We start from the raw sequence: 21,164 nt of genomic DNA, 5'->3' as shown, positions 1-21,164 counted from the left end.
GCCGTTCGGCATGCCGCATCGCGTGCGCAACACCTGCCGCATCGCGTGCACATCAAGCGACTTGCCGGTTTCCGACATGGAACCGACACCTCCCGTTCATTGACCGGACCTCATGTCCATGTCACGATCCGGTTGCCCGCTCAATCAACACGCGTAGAACGGACTCCCCACGATGCCCGCGACAACGCACATACGCCGCTGGAAGACGCTGGCGCTGACCACCTCCGCCGTACTGGTGGGCCTCACCCTGCCGACGCTGACCGCGGCTCCCGCGAGCGCCACGACGACCGCGTACGACAGCACGTACTACAAGAACGCCGTCGGCAAGACCGGCACGAGCCTGAAGTCCTCGCTGCACACGATCATCAGCAGCCAGACCAAGATCTCGTACTCCGCCGTCTGGAACGCGCTGAAGGTCACCGACCAGGACCCGAACAACAGCAACAACGTGATCCTGCTGTACAGCGGCGTCTCGCGCAGCAAGTCCCTCAACGGCGGCGACGTCGGCGACTGGAACCGCGAGCACACGTGGGCCAAGTCCCACGGCGACTTCGGCGAGGCGACCGGTCCCGGCACGGACCTGCACCACCTGCGCCCGGCGGATGTCCAGGTCAACAGCATCCGGGGCAATCTGGACTTCGACAACGGCGGCAGCACGGTCACAGGCGGCGGCGGCAGCCTTGTCGACTCCGACTCCTTCGAGCCGCGCGACGCCGACAAGGGCGACGTGGCCCGCATGATCCTCTACATGGCCGTGCGGTACGAGGGCGACGACGGCTGGGCCGACCTCGAGCCCAACGAGAAGGTGAACAACGGCAGCAACCCGTACATCGGCAAGCTGTCCGTCCTCAAGCAGTGGAACGACGAGGACCCGCCGAGCGCCTTCGAGGAGAAGCGCAACCAGGCCATCTACGACACCTACCAGCACAACCGCAACCCGTTCATCGACCACCCGGAGTGGGTGGAGGCGATCTGGTAGTCCCCCCGACGCGGCCCCGCCGCGTGGCCCCCGCCGGGCGTCTCCTGATCCACTCTGGAGATCATGGACGCGGACGTCCGGCGAAGGGATGGGACATTGGGCTACTGCCTCGAGATGAGCACCGGTGACATGCGCGATGTGATGCGGCTGCTCACGGCGGTGGAGCGGACCCCGGAGCAGGAGCGGGCGCTCGGGATCGTGCGCGAGGGATGCGCGAAGACCGACGCCCGGTTCCGGGAGCAGGGCATCGGTCTCGACGTGTCCGTGGAGCAGGCACTCCACGAGTTGATCGAGGGGGTGCCCGGCGGGGCTCGGGGGGCCGCGTACACGTACGCGTTCCACGAGGTGGTGGCGGCGCACTTCTCCGACCCCACGGATCTCGGCGTCTGGAGCCGGCCCTCGTGGTTCTTCGCCCTGGACGACGAACTGGCCCGGCACGGGATCCCCGCGGACCTGCTGCCGGGCTCGTTCCTGTTCAGTGGACCGCCGCTGCGGCTGCCGCACCCCGGGGACGCGTTTCCCCAGATCGGCGTCCTGCCGACACCGCGGGCCGCCCCCCTGGCCACCGCGTACGAGGCCGTCGCGGACCGGCTCGGACCCGACTACCGGGCCACGGCGCGCAAGTTCGCGGAACTCATGCGGTTCGAGGCGGAGGAGTGGGAGAGCGCCCAGCAGCTCGGGCAGACACTGGACAGCATCTTCTTCTGGTTCCGCTGAGCCGGGCGTCTCGTGGCCGAGGCGCGCGGAGGCCGGGCTGAGTCCGGGCGGGTTGCCCTTCGCGGTGCCCGAAGGGGCCATGCCGCTGGCATGAAGGGCAGCCTTCCGCCCGGTGTCCCCCCAATGACGCCCAGGCATACAACCAGTGACCCGCCGTTCGAGTCGTACTCCCTGGACGCGGCGCCCCGACGCGCCGAACTCAAACGTCTCGAAAGGCAGTTGCATGTCCCGAGCACGACGCAGAACCCGTTCCGCGCGGCTGACCGCCCCTCTGGCCGCCGCGGTGCTGCTCGCCGGCGGAGTCGGTGCCTGGGCGCTGACCGGGGCCTCGGCCCAGGCCGCCACCGGGACCGCGGACGCCCAGGACGACTTCAACGGCGACGGCTACGCCGACCTCGTCGTCGGCGCCCCGAACGCCACGGTGTCCAGCAAGGCCAAGGCGGGCTACGTGGCCGTCACCTACGGCTCCGCCAGTGGCCTGTCCGCCGCCGACAAGAAGATCGTCAGCCGCTCCACCAGCGGCGTCCCCGGGGCCGCCACCGCGAGCCAGCGCTTCGGGTCGACCTTCACCAAGGGCGACCTGGACGGCGACGGCTTCAGCGACCTCGTGATCGCGGGCGGCACGGCGGGCTCCGTCGTGCTGTGGGGCTCCGCCTCCGGCCTCACCGGCGGCACGAGCATCGCCGGGTACGGGGACAGCCCCCAGGCCGGTGACTTCGACGGCGACGGCAAGACTGACCTCGCCCTGTTCGCCCACCAGCAGGTCGAGGGCGACGATCCCCCGAGCGGCGCGGCCACCGTGTGGAAGGGCCCGGTCTCGCGTGCCGGAAAGCCCACCGCCACCCTGCCCGTCCTGGCCACGTCCGCCGGCTCGATCAGCGGTCCCATCAAGTCCAGCCAGGCCGGCGACATCAACGGCGACGGCAAGGACGACATCGTCCAGTGGATCTACACCGGTGACGGCACCTGGGGCAACCGCCTGCTGTACGGCGGCGGCAGCAAGGGCTTCACCGGCGGCTGGGTACCCGGCGACGGCGTGGGCGACCTCACGGGCACCGGCATCGGGGACGTGAACGGCGACGGGTTCGACGACGTGGTGGTCGGCGCCGACGGCTGGAACAGCAAGGTGCGGGTCGCGCTCGGCTCGGCCTCCGGCCTGTCCGAGTCGCGTGTCCAGAGCTTCGACCAGGACCTCGCCGGCTTCCCGGGCGCCCAGGAGGAGGGCGACGAACTCGGCGCCTCGGTCTCGGTCGGCGACGTCACGGGTGACGGCTACGCCGACATCGCGCTCGGCATACCGGGCGAGGACGTCGGCACGATCGCCGACACCGGCTCGGTCGCCCTCGTCCACGGCAGCGCCTCCGGCGTCACGGGCGCCGGAACCCAGGTCTTCCACCAGGACACCGCCGGGGTGCCCGGAGTCGCCGAGCAGGACGACCGGTTCGGTGTCGCCGCCGCCCTCCTGGACGTCGACGGCAACGGCCACCCCGACCTCGCCGCGGCCTCCACGGCCGAGAACGCGAGCAACGGCGCGGTCTGGGTGCTGCGCGGCGACGCGGCCGGCCTCTCCGCCAAGTCGGCCTTCGCCTTCGGCCCGAAGACCCTGTCGGCCCCCTACACGAACGCGCTGTTCGGCTCGTTCCTGCGGTGACCTGCTGAACCGGGTACGGCGGGGCGGTCGGCCATTCCGCCGTACCCGCCCCCGCCGTACCCGCGCCGTCAGCCCAGGTGCGTCGGCGCGAACATCCGCAGCACCGCCGGCAGCAGCACCACCGACGGCCCCGGGGTCGCCAGCGCCTTCGCCAGGTCCACTTCCAGCGTCTCGCGGGTCGTCCGCACCCCCGACACCCCGAACGACTCCGCGAGGGCCACATAGTCCGGGCGGGACAGCTCGGTCGCCGTCGCCTCGCCGAAGGTGTCCGTCATGTACTCGCGCAGGATGCCGTAGCCGCCGTCGTCGACGATCAGCCAGGTGACGTTCAGGTCGTACTGCTTCGCCGTGGCCAGTTCGGCGATGGAGTACAGGGCTCCGCCGTCACCCGAGACCGCCAGGACCGGGCGGGTGGGGTCGGCCGCGGCCGCGCCGAGGGCCGCCGGGAAGCCGTAGCCGAGACCGCCCGCGCCCTGCGCGGAGTGCATGGAGTTGGAGCCGCGGGGGTCGAAGGCGGACCACGCCCAGTAGGCCAGGATCGTCATGTCCCAGAACGACGGGGAGTCGTCCGGCAGGGCCCGGCGCACGGACGCCAGTACGTCCTGTTCCAGGGTGAGTTCCTGGGCGGCGATGCGTTCACGGACGCGGGTGAGGACGGTGCGTACGCGGTCCGCCGCCGTCGGGTCGGTGCGTTCCCCGACCGTCTCCAGGAGCGCGGAGAGTGCCAGCCGGGCGTCCGCGTGGATGCCCAGTGCCGGGTGGTTGGACTCCAGCTTGCCGAGGTCGGCCTCGATCTGGATCACCCGGCCGCGCGGCTTGAACGTGTGGTAGTTCGAGGACAGTTCGCCGAGCCCCGAGCCGACCACCAGGAGGACGTCCGCGTCCTCCAGGAAGTCCGTCGTGTGACGGTCCTCCAGCCAGGACTGGAGCGACAGCGGGTGCTCCCAGGGGAAGGCGCCCTTGCCGCCGAAGGTCGTGATCACGGGGGCGTCCAGCTTCTCGGCCAGCGCCCTCAGCTTTCCGGCCGCGTCCGCCCGTACGACCCCGCCGCCGGCGATGATCGCGGGGCGGGCGGCGTTCGACAGCAGGTGGGCCGCCACCGCCGTCAGTTCGGGGCGCGGGACCACGTCCTCCGGTGTCGCGTCGAGCGCCGTCACCACCGGCAGGCTCGTCTCGGCGAGCAGGACGTCCTGCGGGATCTCCACCCACACCGGGCCGTGCGGAACCGTCAGCGCCGACTCCCAGGCCGCCGCGATCGCCGACGGGATCTGCGACTGCGTACGGACCGTGTGGACGGACTTCACCACACCCCGGAACGACGCCTGCTGGTCCGGGAGTTCGTGCAGATAGCCGTGGCGGCCGCCGCCCAGTCCGGCGGTCGGGATCTGGCTGCTGATCGCGAGGACGGGCGCCGAGGCCGCCGCCGCCTCCTGGAGCGCGGCCAGGGAGGTGAGGGCGCCGGGGCCGGTGGAGAGCAGCAGCGGGGCCGCCTCCCCGGTGATCCGCCCGTACGCGTCCGCCGCGAAACCCGCGTTGTTCTCCACCCGCAGGCCGATGTACCGCAGGTCCGACCGCCGCAGCGCGTCGAACATGCCGAGCGCGTGCTGGCCCGGCAGGCCGAAGACGGTCGTCGCGCCGAGACCGGTGAGGGTCTCCACGACCAGGTCCCCGCCATTGCGCCCCGGGGGTGGGTTCAACGCGGCTGACGTCTCGGCGGCCGTGGGGCGAAGCACCAGGTCGTGGTCGTGGGTCACTTGTTCCGGGCCTCCGCAATCTGACGGGACATGATCGTGGTGAGCTCGTACGCCGTGTGGGACGCGGCGACGGCCGTGATCTCGGCGTGGTCGTACGCCGGGGCGACCTCGACGACGTCGGCCGAGACCAGGTTGCAGGACGCGAGGCCCCGCAGGATCTCCAGGAGTTCGCGCGACGTCATGCCGCCCGCCTCCGGCGTCCCCGTGCCGGGCGCGTGCGCCGGGTCGAGGCAGTCGATGTCGATGGAGATGTACAGCGGACGGTCACCGATGCGCTGGCGCAGCTGGTCGGCGACCTCGTCGGCGCCGCGGCGGTAGATGTCCGCCGAGGTGACGATGCCGAAGCCCATCTTCTCGTCGTCGGTGAGGTCCTGCTTGCCGTACAGCGGGCCGCGGGTGCCGACGTGGGAGAGCGCCTCGGTGTCGAGGATGCCCTCCTCGACGGCCCGGCGGAACGGGGTGCCGTGCGTGTACTCGGCGCCGAAGTAGGTGTCCCAGGTGTCGAGGTGCGCGTCGAAGTGGAGCAGCGCCACCGGGCCGTGCTTCTTGGCGACCGAGCGCAGCAGCGGCAGCGCGATGGTGTGGTCGCCGCCGAGGGTCATCAGCCGGGCGCCGGTGCCGAGCAGCTCGTCGGCCGCGGCCTCGACCGTCTCCACGGCCTCGTTGATGTTGAACGGGTTCGCCGCGATGTCACCCGCGTCCGCGACCTGGGCGAGCGCGAAGGGCGAGGCGTCCTGCGCCGGGTTGTACGGGCGCAGGAGCCGGGACGCCTCGCGGATCGCGTTGCCGCCGAAGCGGGCGCCCGGCCGGTACGAGACGCCGGAGTCGAACGGCACACCGACCACGGCGACATCGGCGGTGCCGACCTCGTCGAGGCGCGGCAGCCGGGCGAAGGTCGCGGGGCCGGCGTACCGCGGGACGCGGGACGAGTCGACGGGGCCGCGGGGCGTCTCGTTGCTGCTCATGGGGGGTTACCTTTCCTGCGCTTCGTTGCGTTTTGACTCTACTGGGGGGCCGGGACCGGCTCCGCCAGGGGTTCGGGGGTCCGGCCCGCGAGGCGCTCACGCCAGGCGGCGAGGACCGCGGCGTCGGTGGCGGGCGTGGCCAGGGAGACGATCACGTACGCGGCCAGCGAGGACAGCAGTCCGTAGTAGACGGGCTCGTTGGCGAGGATGCCGAACGTCGCCATCAGGCCGATGACCGCGAGGCCGCCGACGATCACGGAGGCCAGCGCGCCGTGCACGGTGCCGCGCTTCCACAGCAGGCCGCCGAGGATCGGGACGAGCAGACCGCCGACCAGCAGGTTGTACGCGACGGTCAGCGCCTCGACCACGTCGTTGAGCGCGATCGCCGTACAGATCACCGCGACGCCCATGACCAGGATGAACAGGCGGTTGCCCCGGACCTCGTCGTGGTCGTCGCCCTTGCGCGAGGAGACCCCCCGCAGGCGCGACCAGATGTCGTTGTTGGCGACGGTGGCACAGGCGATGAGCGCGCCGGAGGACGTCGACATGACGGCCGCCAGTGCCGCGGCGAGCACCAGGCCCCGCACGCCGACCGGGAGTTCGTCCTTGACGATGGTCGCGAAGGCGGAGTCGGCGCTGGGCAGCGTGGGGTAGAGGACCTTGGCCGCGGTGCCGATGACGGCGCCGGCGAGCGCGTACACCAGACAGTACGTACCGGCGACCGTGCCGCCCCACTTCGCCGTGGTGTCGCTGCGCGCGGTGAACACGCGCTGCCAGATGTCCTGTCCGATCAGCATGCCGAAGGTGTAGATGAGCACGTAGGTGAAGATCGTCTCGCCGCCGATGCCCAGCGGGTCGAAGTACTCGGTGGGCAGCTTGGCCTTCATCGCGCTGAAGCCGCCCGCCTTGACGATGGCGATGGGCAGCAGCAGGAGCAGGACGCCGATGGTCTTCACCACGAACTGGACCATGTCCGTCAGCGTGATCGACCACATGCCGCCGAGCGTCGAGTACGCGACGACGATCGAGCCGCCGAGGATGATCGCGAGCGTCCGGTTCATGTCGAAGAGGACGTCGAAGATCGTGGCGTAGGCGATGGTGGACGTCACCGCGAGCATCAGGGTGTACGCCCACATGACGACGCCCGAGATCACGCCGGCCCGGCCGCCGTACCGCAGGTCGAGCATCTCGGAGACGGTGTAGACCTTGAGGCGGGCGATGCGGGCGGAGAAGAAGACGGAGAGCGCGAGCAGGCCGAGGCCGATGGCGAAGACCATCCAGGCGCCGGAGAGGCCGTACTTGTAGCCGAGGCCGACGCCGCCGATGGTGGACGCGCCGCCGAGGACGATCGCGGCCATGGTGCCGGAGTACATGGCGGGGCCGAGGCGGCGCCCGGCCACCAGGAAGTCGCTCTTGGACTTGGCGCGGCGCATGCCCCACCAGCCCATGGCCAGCATGCCGGCCAGATAGACGACGATCACTGTGTAGTCGACGGCCATGGGGCCCTCCTTCGCGCACTCTCGGTGGCGTGTCGTGCAGATGATTGGGGGATGACCGGTGGCTGATCGCGGGGACATACGCCCGTACCCGCGGCTGCCGGTGGCACTGACACTAGGTGGCCGGAAAGCGACACTGAAGTGTACGTTTCATCCATCACCGCCATCCCGGATGGAGGGAACATCCACCATGCCGGACCCATCCGCACCATCTGCATCGTCAGCATCATCCGCACCAAAAACAACAGCGGCACCAGGAACACCAGCAGCACCAAAGACCTCAGCGGCCCCAGGAACACCAGCCGTACCGCCCACCCCGCCCGTCCCGCTCGCCGCGCTGCTGGCCCGGGAGGACCTGGCGCTGCGGCAGATCGCCGGGCCGACCGACCGCGACACGGTGATCCACTGGGCACACACCTCGGAGATGGCCGACCCGTACCCGTATCTGCTGGGCGGCGAGCTGCTGCTGTCCGCCGGGGTGCACATTCCGGAGGCGGCGGGCTCGGGGACGTACTTCGAGGACTATGTCTCGCGGATCGTGGCGGCGGGCGGCGCGGCGCTGGGCTTCGGCCTGGCCCCGGTGCACGACACGGTGCCGCGGGCGCTGGTGGCGGCCTGCGACGCGTACGAGCTGCCGCTGCTCGAAGTGCCGCCGCAGACGACGTTCTCGGGTGTGGCGCGTGCGGTGTGGCAGCTGATGGCGCAGGCCCGGCTGGCGGAGCTGCGGCGGGTGACGGAGGCCCAGCGGAGCCTCGCGGCCGCCGCCGCCCGCCCGGACCCGGTCCCCTCGGTGCTGCGCCAGCTCGCCCAGCGGGTGGGCGGCTGGGCGGCGCTGTACGGCCCGGACGGGGCGGAACTGGCGCGGGCGGGACGTATCCCGGAGGCGCCGGACACGCCGACCGCACAGGCGCTGGCCGAGCTCGCGGCGGTGGTACGGCCGAGCGAGCCGAGCGCATCACCCGCCTCCCCCGCTCCCGCCCCGTCCCCCACCCCGTCCTCCGCCACGGACAGCGTCGGCGGGGTCCACCTCGCCGCCTACGCGCTCGGCACCGGCCAGGGTTTCGTCCTCGGGGTCGCCTCCGCGCGCCGGGACTCCGGCGACCACACCATCGCCTCCGTGGCCGCGGTGCTGCTCTCGCTCCTCACCGGCGAGCACCAGAGCGGCAGCGGGGCGGCCCGCTCGGCGGCGCTCGTACGGCTTCTGCTGGGCGCCGCCCCGGAGGCGGTCGCGCCGCTGCTCGGCGGGGAGCGGTGGGTCGTGGTGCACGCGCGCCCGGTGGCGGACGGTCCCGCTCCGGACGCCGTCGCGGCGTCGGCCCTGGGCGCGGCGCTGGGCTCCGCGCTCGTCGACGCCGGCGGGGACGTCGTACGCGTCCTGGTGCCCGGCGACCGGGCACCGGCCGCGCAGTCGGGCTGGACGCTCGGGGCCAGCGTGGCGGTGGCCCCGCACGAGTGGGCGGCCGCCGACACCCAGGCGGCCCGCGCGCTGGCCCGCGCCCGCGCGACCCGCTCACCGCTGGTGCGGCACGGCGAGCGCCCGGGCCTCACCGACCTCGTCGCGCCGGCGGACGCGGCGGCCCACGCCCGTACGCTGCTCGCCCCCGTCGCCGACACCCCCGCGCTGACCGAGACCCTGCGCACCTGGCTCTCCCTGCACGGCAGTTGGGACCGTACGGCGGTGGCCCTGTCCGTGCACCGCAACACGGTCCGTCAGCGCATCACCCGGTGCGCGGCGCTGCTGGGGGCGGACCTGGACGATCCGGATGTGCGGATGGAGTTGTGGTTCGCGCTGCGGCACGGCTGACGGCGGCCCGAACCAAGTGACTCCCGTCCCAGGCCGCGGAACACCGGCGCCACCCGGCGGGGCACCCCGGCAGAATGGACCCATGCCGATAACCGGGACCCCCAGCCGCGCCGAGCTCGTCGACCACCTTGTACGGACCCGTATCGCGGGCGACGTCGCCACGCCCCGCGAGAACAACCTCTCCCACTACCGCAAACTGGCCAACGGCGACCGCAACTACTGGCTCGGTCTGGAACTCGGCGACCGCTGGAGCGACGAGCAGGACGTGCTGGCCGTCATGGCCGAGCGCTGCGGCGTGAACGACGACCCGGAGTACCGCTACGGCCAGGACACCATCGACCCGGAGCTGACGGTGGACGCCCTGGACCGCATGGCGGCACGGCTGCGCAAGGCCGCGGCCGGCCGGCAGCGCGTCCTGTTCGCCACCGGCCACCCCGGCGGCCTCCTCGACGTGCACCGCGCCACCGCCGCCGCGCTGCGCACCGCCGGCTGCGAGATCGTGGTCATCCCGGAGGGGCTCCAGACGGACGAGGGGTACGTCTGGCAGCTCGCGGACGTCGCGATGCTGGAGCACGGCGCCAGCCTCTGGCACACCCACTCGGGAGAGCCGATGCGCGCCGTCCTGAACGGTCTGGAGCGTGCGGGGCGCCCGCTGCCCGACCTGGTGGTCGCGGACCACGGCTGGGCGGGCTGCGCGGGCCAGCTGGGCGTCGACTCCGTCGGCTACGCCGACTGCAACGACCCGGCTCTCTTCCTCGCCGAGTCCGAGGGCACCGTCCAGGTCACGGTCCCCCTCGACGACCACGTCAAGAGCCCCCGGCACTACGACCCGATGACGGCGTATCTGCTCTCCGGGGCGGGCCTGGCGTAAACGGCGGCCGGCCCCGCCCCGGGGTTACGGGGGTGGGGCCGGGAGCGTCGGCAGCGGTCCGGGTCAGCGGGGAATCCGGACCACATCAGCGGGGAACGCGGACCACGCCCTCCTGGATGACCGAGATGGCCAACTGCCCGTCCTGCGTGTAGATCCGGGCCTGCCCGAGCCCGCGCCCGCCGGACGCGGACGGCGACTCCTGGTCGTACAGCAGCCATTCGTCGGCCCTGAACGGCCGGTGGAACCACATCGCGTGGTCCAGCGAGGCCCCGACGACGTCCCCGGTCACCCAGCCGCCACGCCCGTGCGCGAGGAGCACGGAGTCGAGGAGCGTCATGTCGGAGACGTACGTGGCGAGACAGACGTGCAGCAGCGGGTCGTCGACGAGCTTGCCGTTCGTGCGGAACCACACCTGGGAGCGGGGTTCGCGGGGCTCGCCCACGGTCCCGAAGGGCGGTGCGTCGACGTAGCGCAGGTCGACCGCCTCGCGGGCCTCCAGGAGCCGGTCGATGACGACGGGCTCGGTGAACAGGTGCGCGTACCGCGGCAGCATCTCCGCCGCCGTGGGCAGCGTCTCCGGAGCGGGTGCGGGCGGCATGTCCGCCTGGTGCTCCATGCCCTCCTCGTACGTCTGGAAGGACGCGGAGAGGTGGAAGATCGGCTGCCCGTGCTGGACGGCGACGACACGGCGCGTGGTGAAGGAACGGCCGTCGCGGATCCGGTCGACGGTGTAGACGATCGGCGCGCCCGGGTCCCCCGCACGCAGGAAGTACGCGTGCAGGGAGTGGGCGAGCCGGTCCTCGGGAACCGTGCGGCCCGCGGCGACCAGTGCCTGCGCCGCGACCTGCCCGCCGAAGACGCGCGGGACGACGGCGGACCGGGACTGGCCGCGGAAGATGTCCTGCTCGATCCGCTCGAGGTCGAGTAGATCGAGCAGGGACTCAAGTGCCTGACTCATAGGTCAGTTGTACCTTGAACTTTTTTCGCGGAGCTTACAGGCCCATGTCCTTGGCGATGATCGTCTTCATGATCTCGCTGGTGCCGCCGTAGATGCGGTTGACGCGGTTGTCCGCGTAGAGGCGGGCTATCGGGTACTCGTTCATGAAGCCGTAGCCGCCGTGCAGCTGGAGGCAGCGGTCGATGACACGGTGCGCGACCTCGGTGGCGAACAGCTTGGCGCTGGCCGCCTCGGCGGGGGTCAGCTCACCGGCGTCCAGGGCCTCGGTGGCCCGGTCGACGACGGCCTCGGCCGCGTCCACCTCGGCCTGGCAGGCGGCCAGTTCGAACTTGGTGTTCTGGAAGGCGGCGACGGGCTGGCCGAAGACGACCCGCTCCTGCACGTACTGCTTGGCGAACCGGACGGCGGCCTTGGCCTGCGCGTACGCGCCGAAGGCGATGCCCCAACGCTCGGAGGCGAGGTTGTGGCCGAGGTAGTAGAAGCCCTTGTTCTCCTCGCCGAGGAGGTCCTCGACCGGGACCTTCACGTCGACGAACGCCAGCTCGGCGGTGTCCGAGGTCTTCAGGCCGAGCTTGTCGAGCTTGCGGCCCACCGAGTAGCCCTCGGCCTTGGTGTCCACCACGAAGAGGGAGATGCCGTGGCGGCGGTCCTCCTTGGTGGGCGCGGAGGTGCGAGCGCAGACGATCATGCGGTCGGCGTGCACGCCACCCGTGATGAAGGTCTTGGCGCCGTTGAGCACGTAGTGCGTGCCGTCGTCGGAGAGCTTCGCGGTGGTCTTCATGCCCGCGAGGTCGGAGCCGGTGCCCGGCTCGGTCATCGCGATGGCCCACATCTCCTCGCCGGAGACGAACTTCGGCAGGAAGCGCTTCTTCTGCTCGTCGGTGGCGAGCAGCTTGATGTAGGGCAGGCCGAGCAGCACGTGCACACCGGAGCCGCCGAAGGAGATACCCGCGCGGGCGGTCTCCTCGTACAGGACGGCCTCGAACTTGTACGAGTCGATGCCCGCGCCGCCGTGCTCCTCGTCCACGCGGATGCCGAAGACGCCCAGCTCGGCGAGCTTGTAGTAGAAGTCGCGCGGCGCCTGGCCGGCGGCGAACCATTCGTCGTAGACCGGGACGACCTCGGCCTCGATGAAGGCGCGCAGGGTCTCCCGGAACGCCTCGTGATCCTCGTTGAACACCGTACGGCGCACCGCTACCTCCACCTTGGGTTATGTCTAAGCGCTTGCTCAGACATAGGTTACCGACCGGTTGCGACAGTCGTCCAGGGCAACCACCCCGAGACGCTCGTCACGCCCCGGCGGCCCCGAAGGCACCTCGCGCCATACGGTGAAGGAGTGCGGCGGTCCCCGCGCGCCCCGGAAGCGCGCCCGGACGCCCCAGGTGTGGCGTGGAGTTCAGCAGGCCGAAGACGGAGTGCACGGCGGAACGGGCGGCGGGTTCGTCGAGGCCCGGGTACACGTTGCGCACCACCTCCACCCACAGCTCGACGTACTGGCGCTGGAGCTGCCGCACGAGCTTGCGGTCACTGTCCCGGAGGCGGTCCAGCTCACGGTCGTGCAGGGTGATCAGGGGGCGGTCGTCGAGCGCGAAGTCGATGTGCCCCTCGATGAGCGAGTCGAGGAGCGCCTCGGGGTCGCCCTCCGCCTCGGCCGCCCGGCGCTTGCCGCCCGTCAGCAGCTGCCCGCTGATCCCCACGAGCAGCTCGGCGAGCATCGCGTCCTTGCCCGCGAAGTGCCGGTACAGACCGGGGCCGCTGATGCCGACCGCGGCACCTATCTCGTCGACCCCCACACCGTGGAAGCCGCGCTCGGCGAAGAGCCGGGCAGCCTCCTTGAGGATCTGCTCGCGGCGGGTGGGGGCGTCGGTTCTCGTGGCCATGGAAGCAATTCTAGACAGGGAGGTTAGCGGTCGTTAACCTGAAGGAAATGCGTTAACGCTCATTAACTGGTGGACCACTGGGTGAGGGGACCGCAGGATGCAAGAGGCACCGGAGCTGACGAGCGCGGCAGACCCCGCGTCGGAGGCCTGGCGGGCCAACGAGGCGGCGCACCGCACGCTGGGCGAGGAGCTGCGCGCCAAGCTGGCGGCGGCCCGGCTGGGCGGCGGCGAGCGGGCACGGGCGCGGCACACCGCGCGCGGCAAGCTGCTGCCCCGGGACCGCGTGGACACGCTGCTGGACCCCGGATCACCGTTCCTGGAGCTGGCCCCGCTGGCGGCCGACGGGATGTACGAGGGGCAGGCCCCGGCCGCGGGGGTGGTCGCCGGGATCGGCCGGGTCGGCGGCCGCGAGTGCCTGGTCGTCGCCAATGACGCCACCGTCAAGGGCGGCACGTACTACCCGATGACCGTGAAGAAGCACCTGCGCGCCCAGGAGGTGGCCCTCGAGAACCGCCTCCCGTGCGTGTATCTCGTCGACTCCGGAGGCGCCTTCCTGCCCATGCAGGACGAGGTCTTCCCGGACCGCGAGCACTTCGGGCGGATCTTCTACAACCAGGCACGGATGTCGGGCGCCGGCATCCCCCAGATCGCGGCCGTCCTCGGGTCCTGCACGGCGGGCGGCGCGTATGTGCCCGCGATGAGCGACGAGGCCGTGATCGTGCGGGGCCAGGGCACGATCTTCCTGGGCGGCCCGCCCCTGGTGAAGGCGGCCACCGGCGAGGTGGTGACGGCCGAGGAGCTGGGCGGCGGCGAGGTCCACGCGCGCGTGTCGGGCGTGACGGACCATCTGGCGGAGGACGACGCGCACGCGCTGCGGATCGTGCGGAACATCGTCTCCACCCTGCCGGCGCGGGGCCCGCTGCCCTGGGCGGTCGAGCCGTCCGTCGAGCCGAAGGTGGATCCGTACGGGCTGTACGGCGCGGTGCCGGTCGACTCCCGCACCCCCTACGACGTCCGTGAGGTCATCGCGCGCGTGGTGGACGGTTCGCGCTTCGCCGAGTTCAAGGCGGAGTTCGGGCAGACCCTGGTCACCGGGTTCGCGCGGATCCACGGCCACCCGGTCGGCATCGTCGCCAACAACGGCATCCTGTTCTCCGAGTCGGCCCAGAAGGGCGCCCACTTCATCGAGCTGTGCGACCAGCGCGGCATCCCGCTGGTGTTCCTCCAGAACATCTCGGGCTTCATGGTCGGCCGGCAGTACGAGGCGGGGGGCATCGCCAAGCACGGCGCCAAGATGGTCACGGCCGTCGCCTGCACCCGCGTGCCGAAGCTGACCGTGGTGATCGGCGGGTCGTACGGCGCGGGCAACTACTCGATGTGCGGCCGGGCGTACTCGCCGCGCTTCCTGTGGATGTGGCCCGGCGCCAAGATCTCCGTGATGGGCGGCGAGCAGGCCGCGTCGGTCCTCGCGACCGTCAAGCGCGACCAGTTGGAGGCGCGCGGCGAGTCCTGGCCCGTCGACGACGAGGAGGCCTTCAAGGACCCGATCCGCGCCCAGTACGAGCAGCAGGGCAGCGCCTACTACGCGACGGCCCGCCTCTGGGACGACGGCGTGATCGACCCGCTGGAGACCCGGCAGGTACTGGGCCTCGCCCTGACCGCGTGCGCCAACGCGCCGCTTCCCCAAAAGGACTACACAGCGCCCGGCTTCGGCGTCTTCCGGATGTGAGGGTGGGAATGTTCGACACCGTTCTTGTGGCCAACCGGGGTGAGATCGCCGTCCGCGTCATCCGTACCCTGCGCGCGCTGGGCGTGCGCTCGGTGGCCGTCTTCTCCGACGCCGACGCGGACGCACGGCACGTCCGCGAGGCCGACACGGCCGTACGGATCGGTCCGCCGCCGGCCGCCGAGAGCTATCTGTCCGTGGAGCGGCTGCTGGAGGCGGCCGCCCGGACCGGCGCGCAGGCGGTGCACCCGGGGTACGGCTTCCTCGCGGAGAACGCCGGCTTCGCGCGTGCGTGCGCCGACGCGGGGCTCGTGTTCATCGGGCCGCCCGCGGACGCGATCTCCTTGATGGGCGACAAGATCCGCGCCAAGGAGACGGTGCAGGCGGTCGGCGTCCCGGTGGTCCCCGGCTCCTCGGGCAGCGGCCTGACGGACGCCCAGCTGGTCGACGCGGCACGGGAGATCGGCATGCCCGTACTCCTGAAGCCCAGCGCGGGCGGCGGCGGCAAGGGCATGCGGCTGGTGCGCGACGAGAGGCTGCTCGCCGACGAGATCGCCGCCGCCCGCCGCGAGGCCCGCGCCTCCTTCGGCGACGACACGCTCCTCGTGGAGCGTTGGGTGGACCGCCCCCGGCACATCGAGATCCAGGTCCTGGCGGACGGCCACGGCAACGTGGTGCACCTGGGCGAGCGCGAGTGCTCGCTCCAGCGCCGCCACCAGAAGGTCATCGAGGAGGCGCCCAGCGTGCTCCTCGACGAGGCGACCCGCGCCGCGATGGGCGAGGCGGCGGTCCAGGCGGCCCGCTCCTGCGGCTACGAGGGCGCGGGCACCGTCGAGTTCATCGTCCCCGGCGGGGACCCCTCCTCGTACTACTTCATGGAGATGAACACCCGCCTTCAGGTCGAGCACCCGGTCACCGAGCTGGTCACCGGCCTCGACCTGGTGGAGTGGCAGCTCCGGGTGGCCGCGGGCGAGCGCCTTCCGTACGGGCAGCGGGACATCGAACTCACCGGGCACGCGGTCGAGGCCCGCATCTGCGCCGAGGACCCCGCGCGCGGCTTCCTTCCCTCCGGGGGGACGGTGCTCGCGCTGCACGAGCCACAGAGCGACGTGGTGCGCACCGACTCGGGCCTCTCCGAGGGCACCGAGGTCGGCAGCCTGTACGACCCGATGCTCTCCAAGGTCATCGCGTACGGCCCCGACCGCCCGACCGCGCTGCGCAGGCTCCGGGCGGCGCTCGCGGAGACGGTCACACTCGGCGTGCAGACCAACGCCGGGTTCCTGCGGCGGCTGCTGGCCCACCCGGCGGTCGTGGCGGGGGACTTGGACACGGGCCTGGTGGAGCGGGAGGTGGACGGGCTCGTCGCGCAGGCGGTCCCGCCGGAGGTGTACGCGGCGGCGGCGCTGCTGCGCCACGCCGCCCTCGGCCCCCAGGCTTCAGGGACCTCGGATTCCTCCGGGTCCTTCGGGACATCCGGGTCCCCCGGGACCTCAGGGGCCTCCGGCTCGTCCGGGGCCTCCGCCTGGGTCGATCCGTTCTCCGTGCCCGACGGCTGGCGTCTGGGCGGCGAGCGTGCCTGGACGGCTCACCACATGCGGCCGGCGGGGCAGGATCCCGTGACCGTCCGCGTGCGCGCCACGGCGGACGGCGGCGTCGAGCTGCTACTCGACGACGGACTGCCGCCCCTGCGGGGCACGCTCCCCGTAGCGGTGGCCGCCCGCGGGGGCGCCGCGTCCCGGTTCGCCTTCCGGCTCGACGGCGTCACCCACACCTTCGCCGCCCTGCCGGACGGCACCTGGCTGGGCCGCGACGGCGACTCCTGGCACCTGCGCGACCACGACCCGGTCGCGGCGTCCCTCACCGGCGCCGCCCACTCCGGCGTCGACTCCCTCACCGCCCCCATGCCCGGCACGGTGACCGTCGTGAAGGTCGCCGTCGGGGACGAAGTGGCCGCCGGGCAGAGCCTGCTGGTGGTCGAGGCGATGAAGATGGAGCACGTCATCTCCGCCCCGCACGCCGGCACCGTCAGCGAGCTGGACGTCACACCGGGCACGACCGTCGCCATGGATCAGGTGCTGGCGGTCATCACCCCCGCAGAGGAGGAGACGGCATGAGCACCCCCGAGTCGGGCCTCCCCATGGTCGTACCGGCCCAGGACCTCCCCGCCCGCGTCCGCATCCACGAGGTCGGCGCGCGCGACGGCCTCCAGAACGAGAAGGGGACGGTCCCGACGGAGGTCAAGGCGGAGTTCATCCGCCGCCTCGCCGACGCGGGGCTGACCACCATCGAGGCCACCAGCTTCGTCCACCCGAAGTGGGTGCCCCAACTCGCCGACGCGGAGCAGCTGTTCCCGCTCGTGAGCGACCTCCCCGTGGCGCTCCCGGTCCTGGTGCCGAACGAACGCGGGCTGGACCGCGCACTGGTCCTGGGCGCCCGTCAGGTCGCCGTCTTCGCCAGCGCCACCGAGTCCTTCGCGAAGGCCAACCTCAACCGCACGGTGGACGAGGCGCTGGCCATGTTCGAGCCGGTGGTCACCCGTGCGAAGGCCGCGGACGTGCGGGTGCGCGGTTACCTCTCCATGTGCTTCGGCGACCCCTGGGAGGGCGCGGTCCCGATCCACCAGGTCGTGCGGGTCTGCAAGTCCCTCCTGGACATGGGCTGCGACGAGCTGAGCCTCGGCGACACGATCGGGGTCGCCACCCCCGGCCATGTCCAGGACCTCCTCGCCGAACTGACCGAGGAGGGCGTGCCGACCCGTGCGATCGGCGTGCACTTCCACGACACCTACGGCCAGGCGCTCGCCAACACCCTCGCCGCGCTCCAGCACGGCGTCACGACCGTCGACGCCTCCGCGGGCGGCCTCGGCGGCTGCCCGTACGCCAGGTCCGCGACCGGAAACCTCGCCACCGAAGACCTCGTGTGGATGCTTCAGGGCCTCGGTATCGACACCGGAGTCGACCTCGCCCGTCTCACCGCCACGAGCGTGTGGATGGCCGAGCGACTGGGCCGGCCCAGCCCCTCCCGCACCGTCCGCGCCCTCTCCCACAAGGAGCAATGACCGCCATGGACCACCGTCTCACCCCCGAGCTGGAAGAACTCCGCCGCACGGTCGAGGAGTTCGCGCACGACGTCGTCGCCCCCAAGATCGGCGACTTCTACGAGCGGCACGAGTTCCCGTACGAGATCGTCCGCGAGATGGGCCGCATGGGCCTGTTCGGGCTGCCGTTCCCGGAGGAGTACGGCGGCATGGGCGGCGACTATCTGGCGCTCGGCATCGCCCTCGAAGAACTCGCCCGCGTCGACTCCTCCGTCGCCATCACCCTGGAGGCCGGGGTCTCACTGGGCGCGATGCCGATCCACCTCTTCGGGACGGACGCGCAGAAGGCGGAGTGGCTCCCCCGGCTGTGTTCCGGCGAGATCCTCGGCGCCTTCGGTCTCACCGAGCCGGACGGCGGCTCGGACGCGGGCGCGACGCGCACGACGGCCCGCCTGGACGAGTCGACGAACGAATGGGTGATCAACGGCACCAAGTGCTTCATCACCAACTCGGGCACCGACATCACGGGGTTGGTGACGGTCACGGCGGTCACCGGCCGGAAGCCCGACGGGAAACCGCTGATCTCCTCGATCATCGTCCCGTCCGGCACGCCCGGCTTCACGGTCGCCGCCCCGTACTCGAAGGTCGGCTGGAACGCCTCGGACACCCGCGAGCTGTCCTTCGCCGACGTCCGCGTCCCGGCCGCGAACCTGCTGGGCGAACAGGGCCGCGGGTACGCGCAGTTCCTGCGGATCCTCGACGAGGGACGGATCGCCATCTCGGCCCTGGCCACCGGGCTCGCCCAGGGCTGCGTGGACGAGTCGGTGAAGTACGCCGGGGAACGGCACGCGTTCGGGCGGAACATCGGGGCGTACCAGGCCATCCAGTTCAAGATCGCCGATATGGAGATGAAGGCGCACATGGCCCGCGTCGGCTGGCGTGACGCCGCGTCCCGCCTGGTCGCCGGCGAGCCCTTCAAGAAGGAGGCGGCGATCGCCAAGCTCTACTCGTCCACGGTCGCCGTCGACAACGCCCGCGAGGCCACCCAGATCCACGGCGGCTACGGCTTCATGAACGAGTACCCGGTGGCCCGGATGTGGCGCGACTCCAAGATCCTGGAGATCGGCGAGGGCACCAGCGAGGTGCAGCGGATGCTGATCGCAAGGGAGTTGGGGCTCGTGGGCTGAGTCCCGTCGCGCACGGGCTGCTCACAGGTGCGGCCGCGGGGCGCCCGCCCTCTGGACAAACAGTGAGGTTAGGCTAACCTACCTTCGAACTTGTCCGGCGGACGCTCCGCCCCGTTCGAAAGCAGTCACACTCATGTCCAACGCCCGTGCCACCCATCTCACCCGTCGCGGCATCCTCGCGGCAGGCGGCGCCTTCGGCCTCGGTGCCGCGCTCGCCGCCTGCGGGGACGACAAGGCGAAAGACAGTGGCTCGGACAGCGGGACGGCGGCTGCCAAGTCCGGCCCCTGGTCCTTCAAGGACGACCGCGGCCAGACCGCCAAGGCGGACAAGACCCCGTCGAGCATCGTCGCCTTCACCGGTGTCGCCGCCGCGCTGTACGACTACGGCGTCGACGTCAAGGGCGTCTTCGGCCCGACGAAGACCAAGGACGGCAAGGCCGACGTCCAGGCCGGCGACCTCGACATCAGCAAGGTGACGATCCTCGGCAACGAGTACGGCCAGTTCAACATCGAGAAGTACGCGGCCCTCGCGCCCGACCTGCTGATCACCACGATGTTCGACGACGCCGGCTCGCTCTGGTACGTGCCCGCGGAGTCCAAGAAGAAGGTCCTCGCCGTCGGCGCCCCGAGCGTCGGGATCTCCGTCTACGACCGCCAGTTGACCGAGCCCCTCCAGCGCATGCTGGCGCTGGCGAAGTCGCTCGGCGCCGACACCTCCTCCGCCACGATCACCAAGGCCAAGAAGCGTTTCGAGGACGCCGCCGCCCGACTGCGCGCGGCCACCAAGGCCAACCCGGACATCAAGGTGCTGGCCGGTTCCGCGAGCCAGGACATCTTCTACGTCTCGACCTCGAACCTCTCCATCGACCTGGAGTACTTCAAGGCCCTCGGCGTGAACTTCGTCGAGCCCTCCGCCTCCGCGCTGAAGGCGAGCGGCGGCTGGTTCGAGAACCTGAGCTGGGAGAACGTCGACAAGTACAAGGCCGACGTCATCATCATGGACAACCGCTCCTCGACCATCCAGCCCGCCGACATCACCAAGGCGACCTGGAAGAAGCTGCCCGCCGTCAAGGCCGGCCAGGTCACCGCCCGCAACCCCGAGCCGATCCTGTCGTACGACAAGTGCGCCCCGCTGCTCGAGGACCTCGCCGAGGCCATCGAGAAGGCGAAGAAGGTCAGCTGACACCCCCGCCGGTGACGCTCCGGCCGGGCCCCACCGGCCGGATCACCGCCCCCTGACGATGACTCAGGAGCACTCATGACGACGGCTGTGGCCGCCCCGTTCCGTTTCTTCTCCCTCCAGGTCGTACGGACGAGGCGGCTCGGCCCGTCTCTGCTCCGCGTCACCTTCACCGGCGCCGACCTGCACGCGTTCGCCTCCGACGGCCGCGACCAGAGCCTGTCGCTGTTCCTGCCGCACCCGGGGCAGACCGAGCCGGCCGTCCCGATCGAGCTGGGCGACAACTGGTGGCAGGGCTGGCGCGAACTGCCCGACGACGTACGGGCGGTGATGCGCTCGTACACCCTCCGGGCCCTGCGCCAGGACGCCCATGGCAACACCGTCGAGATCGACATCGACTTCGTGCTGCACGGCGTGGAGCCCGGCGCGGCCGCCCCGGCAGGCCCCGCCTCCCGGTGGGCCTCACGCGCCACCGCCGGCGACCGGGTCCTGCTGCTCGGCCCCGCGGTCGCGGACAACCGGGCGATCCGCTTCCGCCCGCCCGAGGGCACCGACCTGGTGGTCGTCTGGGCCGACGAGACGGCCGTCCCCGCCGCCTCGGCCATCCTGGAGTGGCTGCCGGCGGGCACCCGCGCCAAGGTCTGGCTGGAGGTCCACGACGCCGGAGACATCCAGGACCTGACGACCGAGGCGGACGCCGAGATCACCTGGCTCGTACACAGCGAGCGCGAGACGCGGGGCGAGGGCTCCCCCATGGCCCTCGACGCCGTCCGAGCCGCCGCGTTCCCGCCCGCCGAGCGCCCGTACGCCTGGATCGCGGGCGAGTCCGGCTGCGTGAAGGAGCTGCGCCGCCATCTCGTACGCGAGCGCGGGATCGACCGACGGCAGGTGACGTTCGTCGGCTACTGGCGACAGGGCCTGAGCGAGGAGCAGTTGCGCGAACAGGAGTGACGGCGGTC

At 71.6% G+C, this 21,164-nt stretch carries 17 protein-coding genes; 11 read left to right on the top strand and 6 right to left on the bottom strand.

The features are described 5' to 3' along the window. Positions 1-172: 172 nt before the first annotated feature. From GTY58_RS27645 to GTY58_RS41395, 3 genes are all read left to right on the top strand, one after another. Complete coding sequence (locus GTY58_RS27645) at positions 173-979, top strand: endonuclease (RefSeq protein WP_010986693.1); 807 nt, start codon at positions 173-175, stop codon at positions 977-979. 114 nt (positions 980-1,093) lie between these two features. Further along, complete coding sequence (locus tag GTY58_RS27640) at positions 1,094-1,696, top strand: hypothetical protein (RefSeq protein WP_237528896.1); 603 nt, start codon at positions 1,094-1,096, stop codon at positions 1,694-1,696. A 223-nt stretch (positions 1,697-1,919) separates the two neighbouring features. Next, positions 1,920-3,347, top strand: a complete 1,428-nt coding sequence (locus GTY58_RS41395; protein WP_010986691.1) for an FG-GAP-like repeat-containing protein — start codon at positions 1,920-1,922, stop codon at positions 3,345-3,347. A gap of 68 nt (positions 3,348-3,415) precedes the next feature. Here GTY58_RS41395 and GTY58_RS27630 read toward each other — a convergent pair whose 3' ends face one another. Genes GTY58_RS27630 through GTY58_RS27620 form a run of 3 tightly spaced genes read right to left on the bottom strand, consistent with a single transcriptional unit; the run spans position 3,416 to position 7,565 of the window. Continuing rightward, positions 3,416-5,101 carry a thiamine pyrophosphate-binding protein gene (locus GTY58_RS27630; protein WP_010986690.1) on the bottom strand — a complete coding sequence of 562 codons (1,686 nt, stop codon included), beginning with the start codon at positions 5,099-5,101 and terminating at the stop codon, positions 3,416-3,418. Continuing rightward, on the bottom strand, positions 5,098-6,066 hold the full coding sequence (gene speB, locus GTY58_RS27625; protein ID WP_010986689.1) for an agmatinase: 969 nt from the start codon (positions 6,064-6,066) through the stop codon (positions 5,098-5,100). Before speB ends, GTY58_RS27630 begins: the two co-directional genes overlap by 4 nt. Positions 6,067-6,104: 38 nt before the next feature. Beyond that, positions 6,105-7,565, bottom strand: a complete 1,461-nt coding sequence (locus GTY58_RS27620; protein ID WP_010986688.1) for a sodium:solute symporter — start codon at positions 7,563-7,565, stop codon at positions 6,105-6,107. A 334-nt stretch (positions 7,566-7,899) separates the two neighbouring features. On the opposite strand from GTY58_RS27620, the gene GTY58_RS27615 reads away from it, so the two are divergent. Further along, positions 7,900-9,366 carry a PucR family transcriptional regulator gene (locus GTY58_RS27615; RefSeq protein WP_042494526.1) on the top strand — a complete coding sequence of 489 codons (1,467 nt, stop codon included), beginning with the start codon at positions 7,900-7,902 and terminating at the stop codon, positions 9,364-9,366. Between the two features lie 82 nt (positions 9,367-9,448). Further along, a complete protein-coding gene (locus GTY58_RS27610; RefSeq protein ID WP_010986686.1) occupies positions 9,449-10,237 on the top strand; it encodes a phosphatase in 789 nt (262 codons plus the stop codon). A gap of 85 nt (positions 10,238-10,322) precedes the next feature. Here GTY58_RS27610 and tesB read toward each other — a convergent pair whose 3' ends face one another. The 3 genes from tesB to GTY58_RS27595 form a co-directional block, all read right to left on the bottom strand. Further along, positions 10,323-11,195, bottom strand: a complete 873-nt coding sequence (tesB, locus tag GTY58_RS27605; protein WP_010986685.1) for an acyl-CoA thioesterase II — start codon at positions 11,193-11,195, stop codon at positions 10,323-10,325. A 34-nt stretch (positions 11,196-11,229) separates the two neighbouring features. Next, the gene (locus GTY58_RS27600) at positions 11,230-12,387 is read right to left on the bottom strand and encodes an acyl-CoA dehydrogenase family protein (protein ID WP_010986684.1); all 1,158 of its coding nucleotides are present in this window, start codon (positions 12,385-12,387) and stop codon (positions 11,230-11,232) included. A 97-nt stretch (positions 12,388-12,484) separates the two neighbouring features. Further along, entirely contained in the window at positions 12,485-13,075 is a 591-nt protein-coding gene (locus GTY58_RS27595) for a TetR/AcrR family transcriptional regulator (protein ID WP_010986683.1), read from the bottom strand. 97 nt (positions 13,076-13,172) lie between these two features. Here GTY58_RS27595 and GTY58_RS27590 point away from each other — a divergent pair, with 97 nt between their 5' ends. From GTY58_RS27590 to GTY58_RS27565, 6 genes are all read left to right on the top strand, one after another. Next, positions 13,173-14,804, top strand: coding sequence for a carboxyl transferase domain-containing protein (locus GTY58_RS27590; protein ID WP_010986682.1), 1,632 nt, complete (start codon positions 13,173-13,175; stop codon positions 14,802-14,804). 8 nt (positions 14,805-14,812) lie between these two features. After that, entirely contained in the window at positions 14,813-16,915 is a 2,103-nt protein-coding gene (locus tag GTY58_RS27585) for a biotin carboxylase N-terminal domain-containing protein (protein WP_010986681.1), read from the top strand. Beyond that, positions 16,912-17,859 (top strand): hydroxymethylglutaryl-CoA lyase, encoded by a 948-nt coding sequence (locus tag GTY58_RS27580; protein ID WP_010986680.1) that lies wholly within the window; start codon positions 16,912-16,914, stop codon positions 17,857-17,859. Before GTY58_RS27585 ends, GTY58_RS27580 begins: the two co-directional genes overlap by 4 nt. Before the next feature lie 5 nt (positions 17,860-17,864). Next, positions 17,865-19,025 carry an acyl-CoA dehydrogenase family protein gene (locus GTY58_RS27575; protein ID WP_010986679.1) on the top strand — a complete coding sequence of 387 codons (1,161 nt, stop codon included), beginning with the start codon at positions 17,865-17,867 and terminating at the stop codon, positions 19,023-19,025. 133 nt (positions 19,026-19,158) lie between these two features. Beyond that, positions 19,159-20,208 carry an ABC transporter substrate-binding protein gene (locus GTY58_RS27570; protein WP_010986678.1) on the top strand — a complete coding sequence of 350 codons (1,050 nt, stop codon included), beginning with the start codon at positions 19,159-19,161 and terminating at the stop codon, positions 20,206-20,208. Positions 20,209-20,283: 75 nt separating this feature from the next. After that, positions 20,284-21,156 (top strand): siderophore-interacting protein, encoded by an 873-nt coding sequence (locus tag GTY58_RS27565; protein WP_010986677.1) that lies wholly within the window; start codon positions 20,284-20,286, stop codon positions 21,154-21,156. Positions 21,157-21,164 lie beyond the last annotated feature (8 nt).

It is taken from the genome of Streptomyces sp. SID5469, assembly GCF_009862865.1.
Classification (GTDB): domain Bacteria; phylum Actinomycetota; class Actinomycetes; order Streptomycetales; family Streptomycetaceae; genus Streptomyces; species Streptomyces avermitilis.
Note: the sequence above shows the minus strand (reverse complement) of the source record. Positions and strands in the feature narration are given on the sequence as shown.

Bases quoted from the DNA above. Each gene is read 5' to 3' on its own strand.
- GTY58_RS27610 (WP_010986686.1), top strand. From the start codon at position 9,449: ATGCCGATAACCGGGACCCCCAGCCGCGCCGAGCTCGTCGACCACCTT.
- GTY58_RS41395 (WP_010986691.1), top strand. From the start codon at position 1,920: ATGTCCCGAGCACGACGCAGAACCCGTTCCGCGCGGCTGACCGCCCCT.
- GTY58_RS27565 (WP_010986677.1), top strand. From the start codon at position 20,284: ATGACGACGGCTGTGGCCGCCCCGTTCCGTTTCTTCTCCCTCCAGGTC.
- GTY58_RS27585 (WP_010986681.1), top strand. From the start codon at position 14,813: ATGTTCGACACCGTTCTTGTGGCCAACCGGGGTGAGATCGCCGTCCGC.
- GTY58_RS27640 (WP_237528896.1), top strand. From the start codon at position 1,094: ATGAGCACCGGTGACATGCGCGATGTGATGCGGCTGCTCACGGCGGTG.
- GTY58_RS27645 (WP_010986693.1), top strand. From the start codon at position 173: ATGCCCGCGACAACGCACATACGCCGCTGGAAGACGCTGGCGCTGACC.
- GTY58_RS27580 (WP_010986680.1), top strand. From the start codon at position 16,912: ATGAGCACCCCCGAGTCGGGCCTCCCCATGGTCGTACCGGCCCAGGAC.
- GTY58_RS27590 (WP_010986682.1), top strand. From the start codon at position 13,173: ATGCAAGAGGCACCGGAGCTGACGAGCGCGGCAGACCCCGCGTCGGAG.
- tesB (WP_010986685.1), bottom strand. From the start codon at position 11,195: ATGAGTCAGGCACTTGAGTCCCTGCTCGATCTACTCGACCTCGAGCGG.
- GTY58_RS27575 (WP_010986679.1), top strand. From the start codon at position 17,865: ATGGACCACCGTCTCACCCCCGAGCTGGAAGAACTCCGCCGCACGGTC.
- GTY58_RS27570 (WP_010986678.1), top strand. From the start codon at position 19,159: ATGTCCAACGCCCGTGCCACCCATCTCACCCGTCGCGGCATCCTCGCG.
- speB (WP_010986689.1), bottom strand. From the start codon at position 6,066: ATGAGCAGCAACGAGACGCCCCGCGGCCCCGTCGACTCGTCCCGCGTC.
- GTY58_RS27595 (WP_010986683.1), bottom strand. From the start codon at position 13,075: ATGGCCACGAGAACCGACGCCCCCACCCGCCGCGAGCAGATCCTCAAG.
- GTY58_RS27620 (WP_010986688.1), bottom strand. From the start codon at position 7,565: ATGGCCGTCGACTACACAGTGATCGTCGTCTATCTGGCCGGCATGCTG.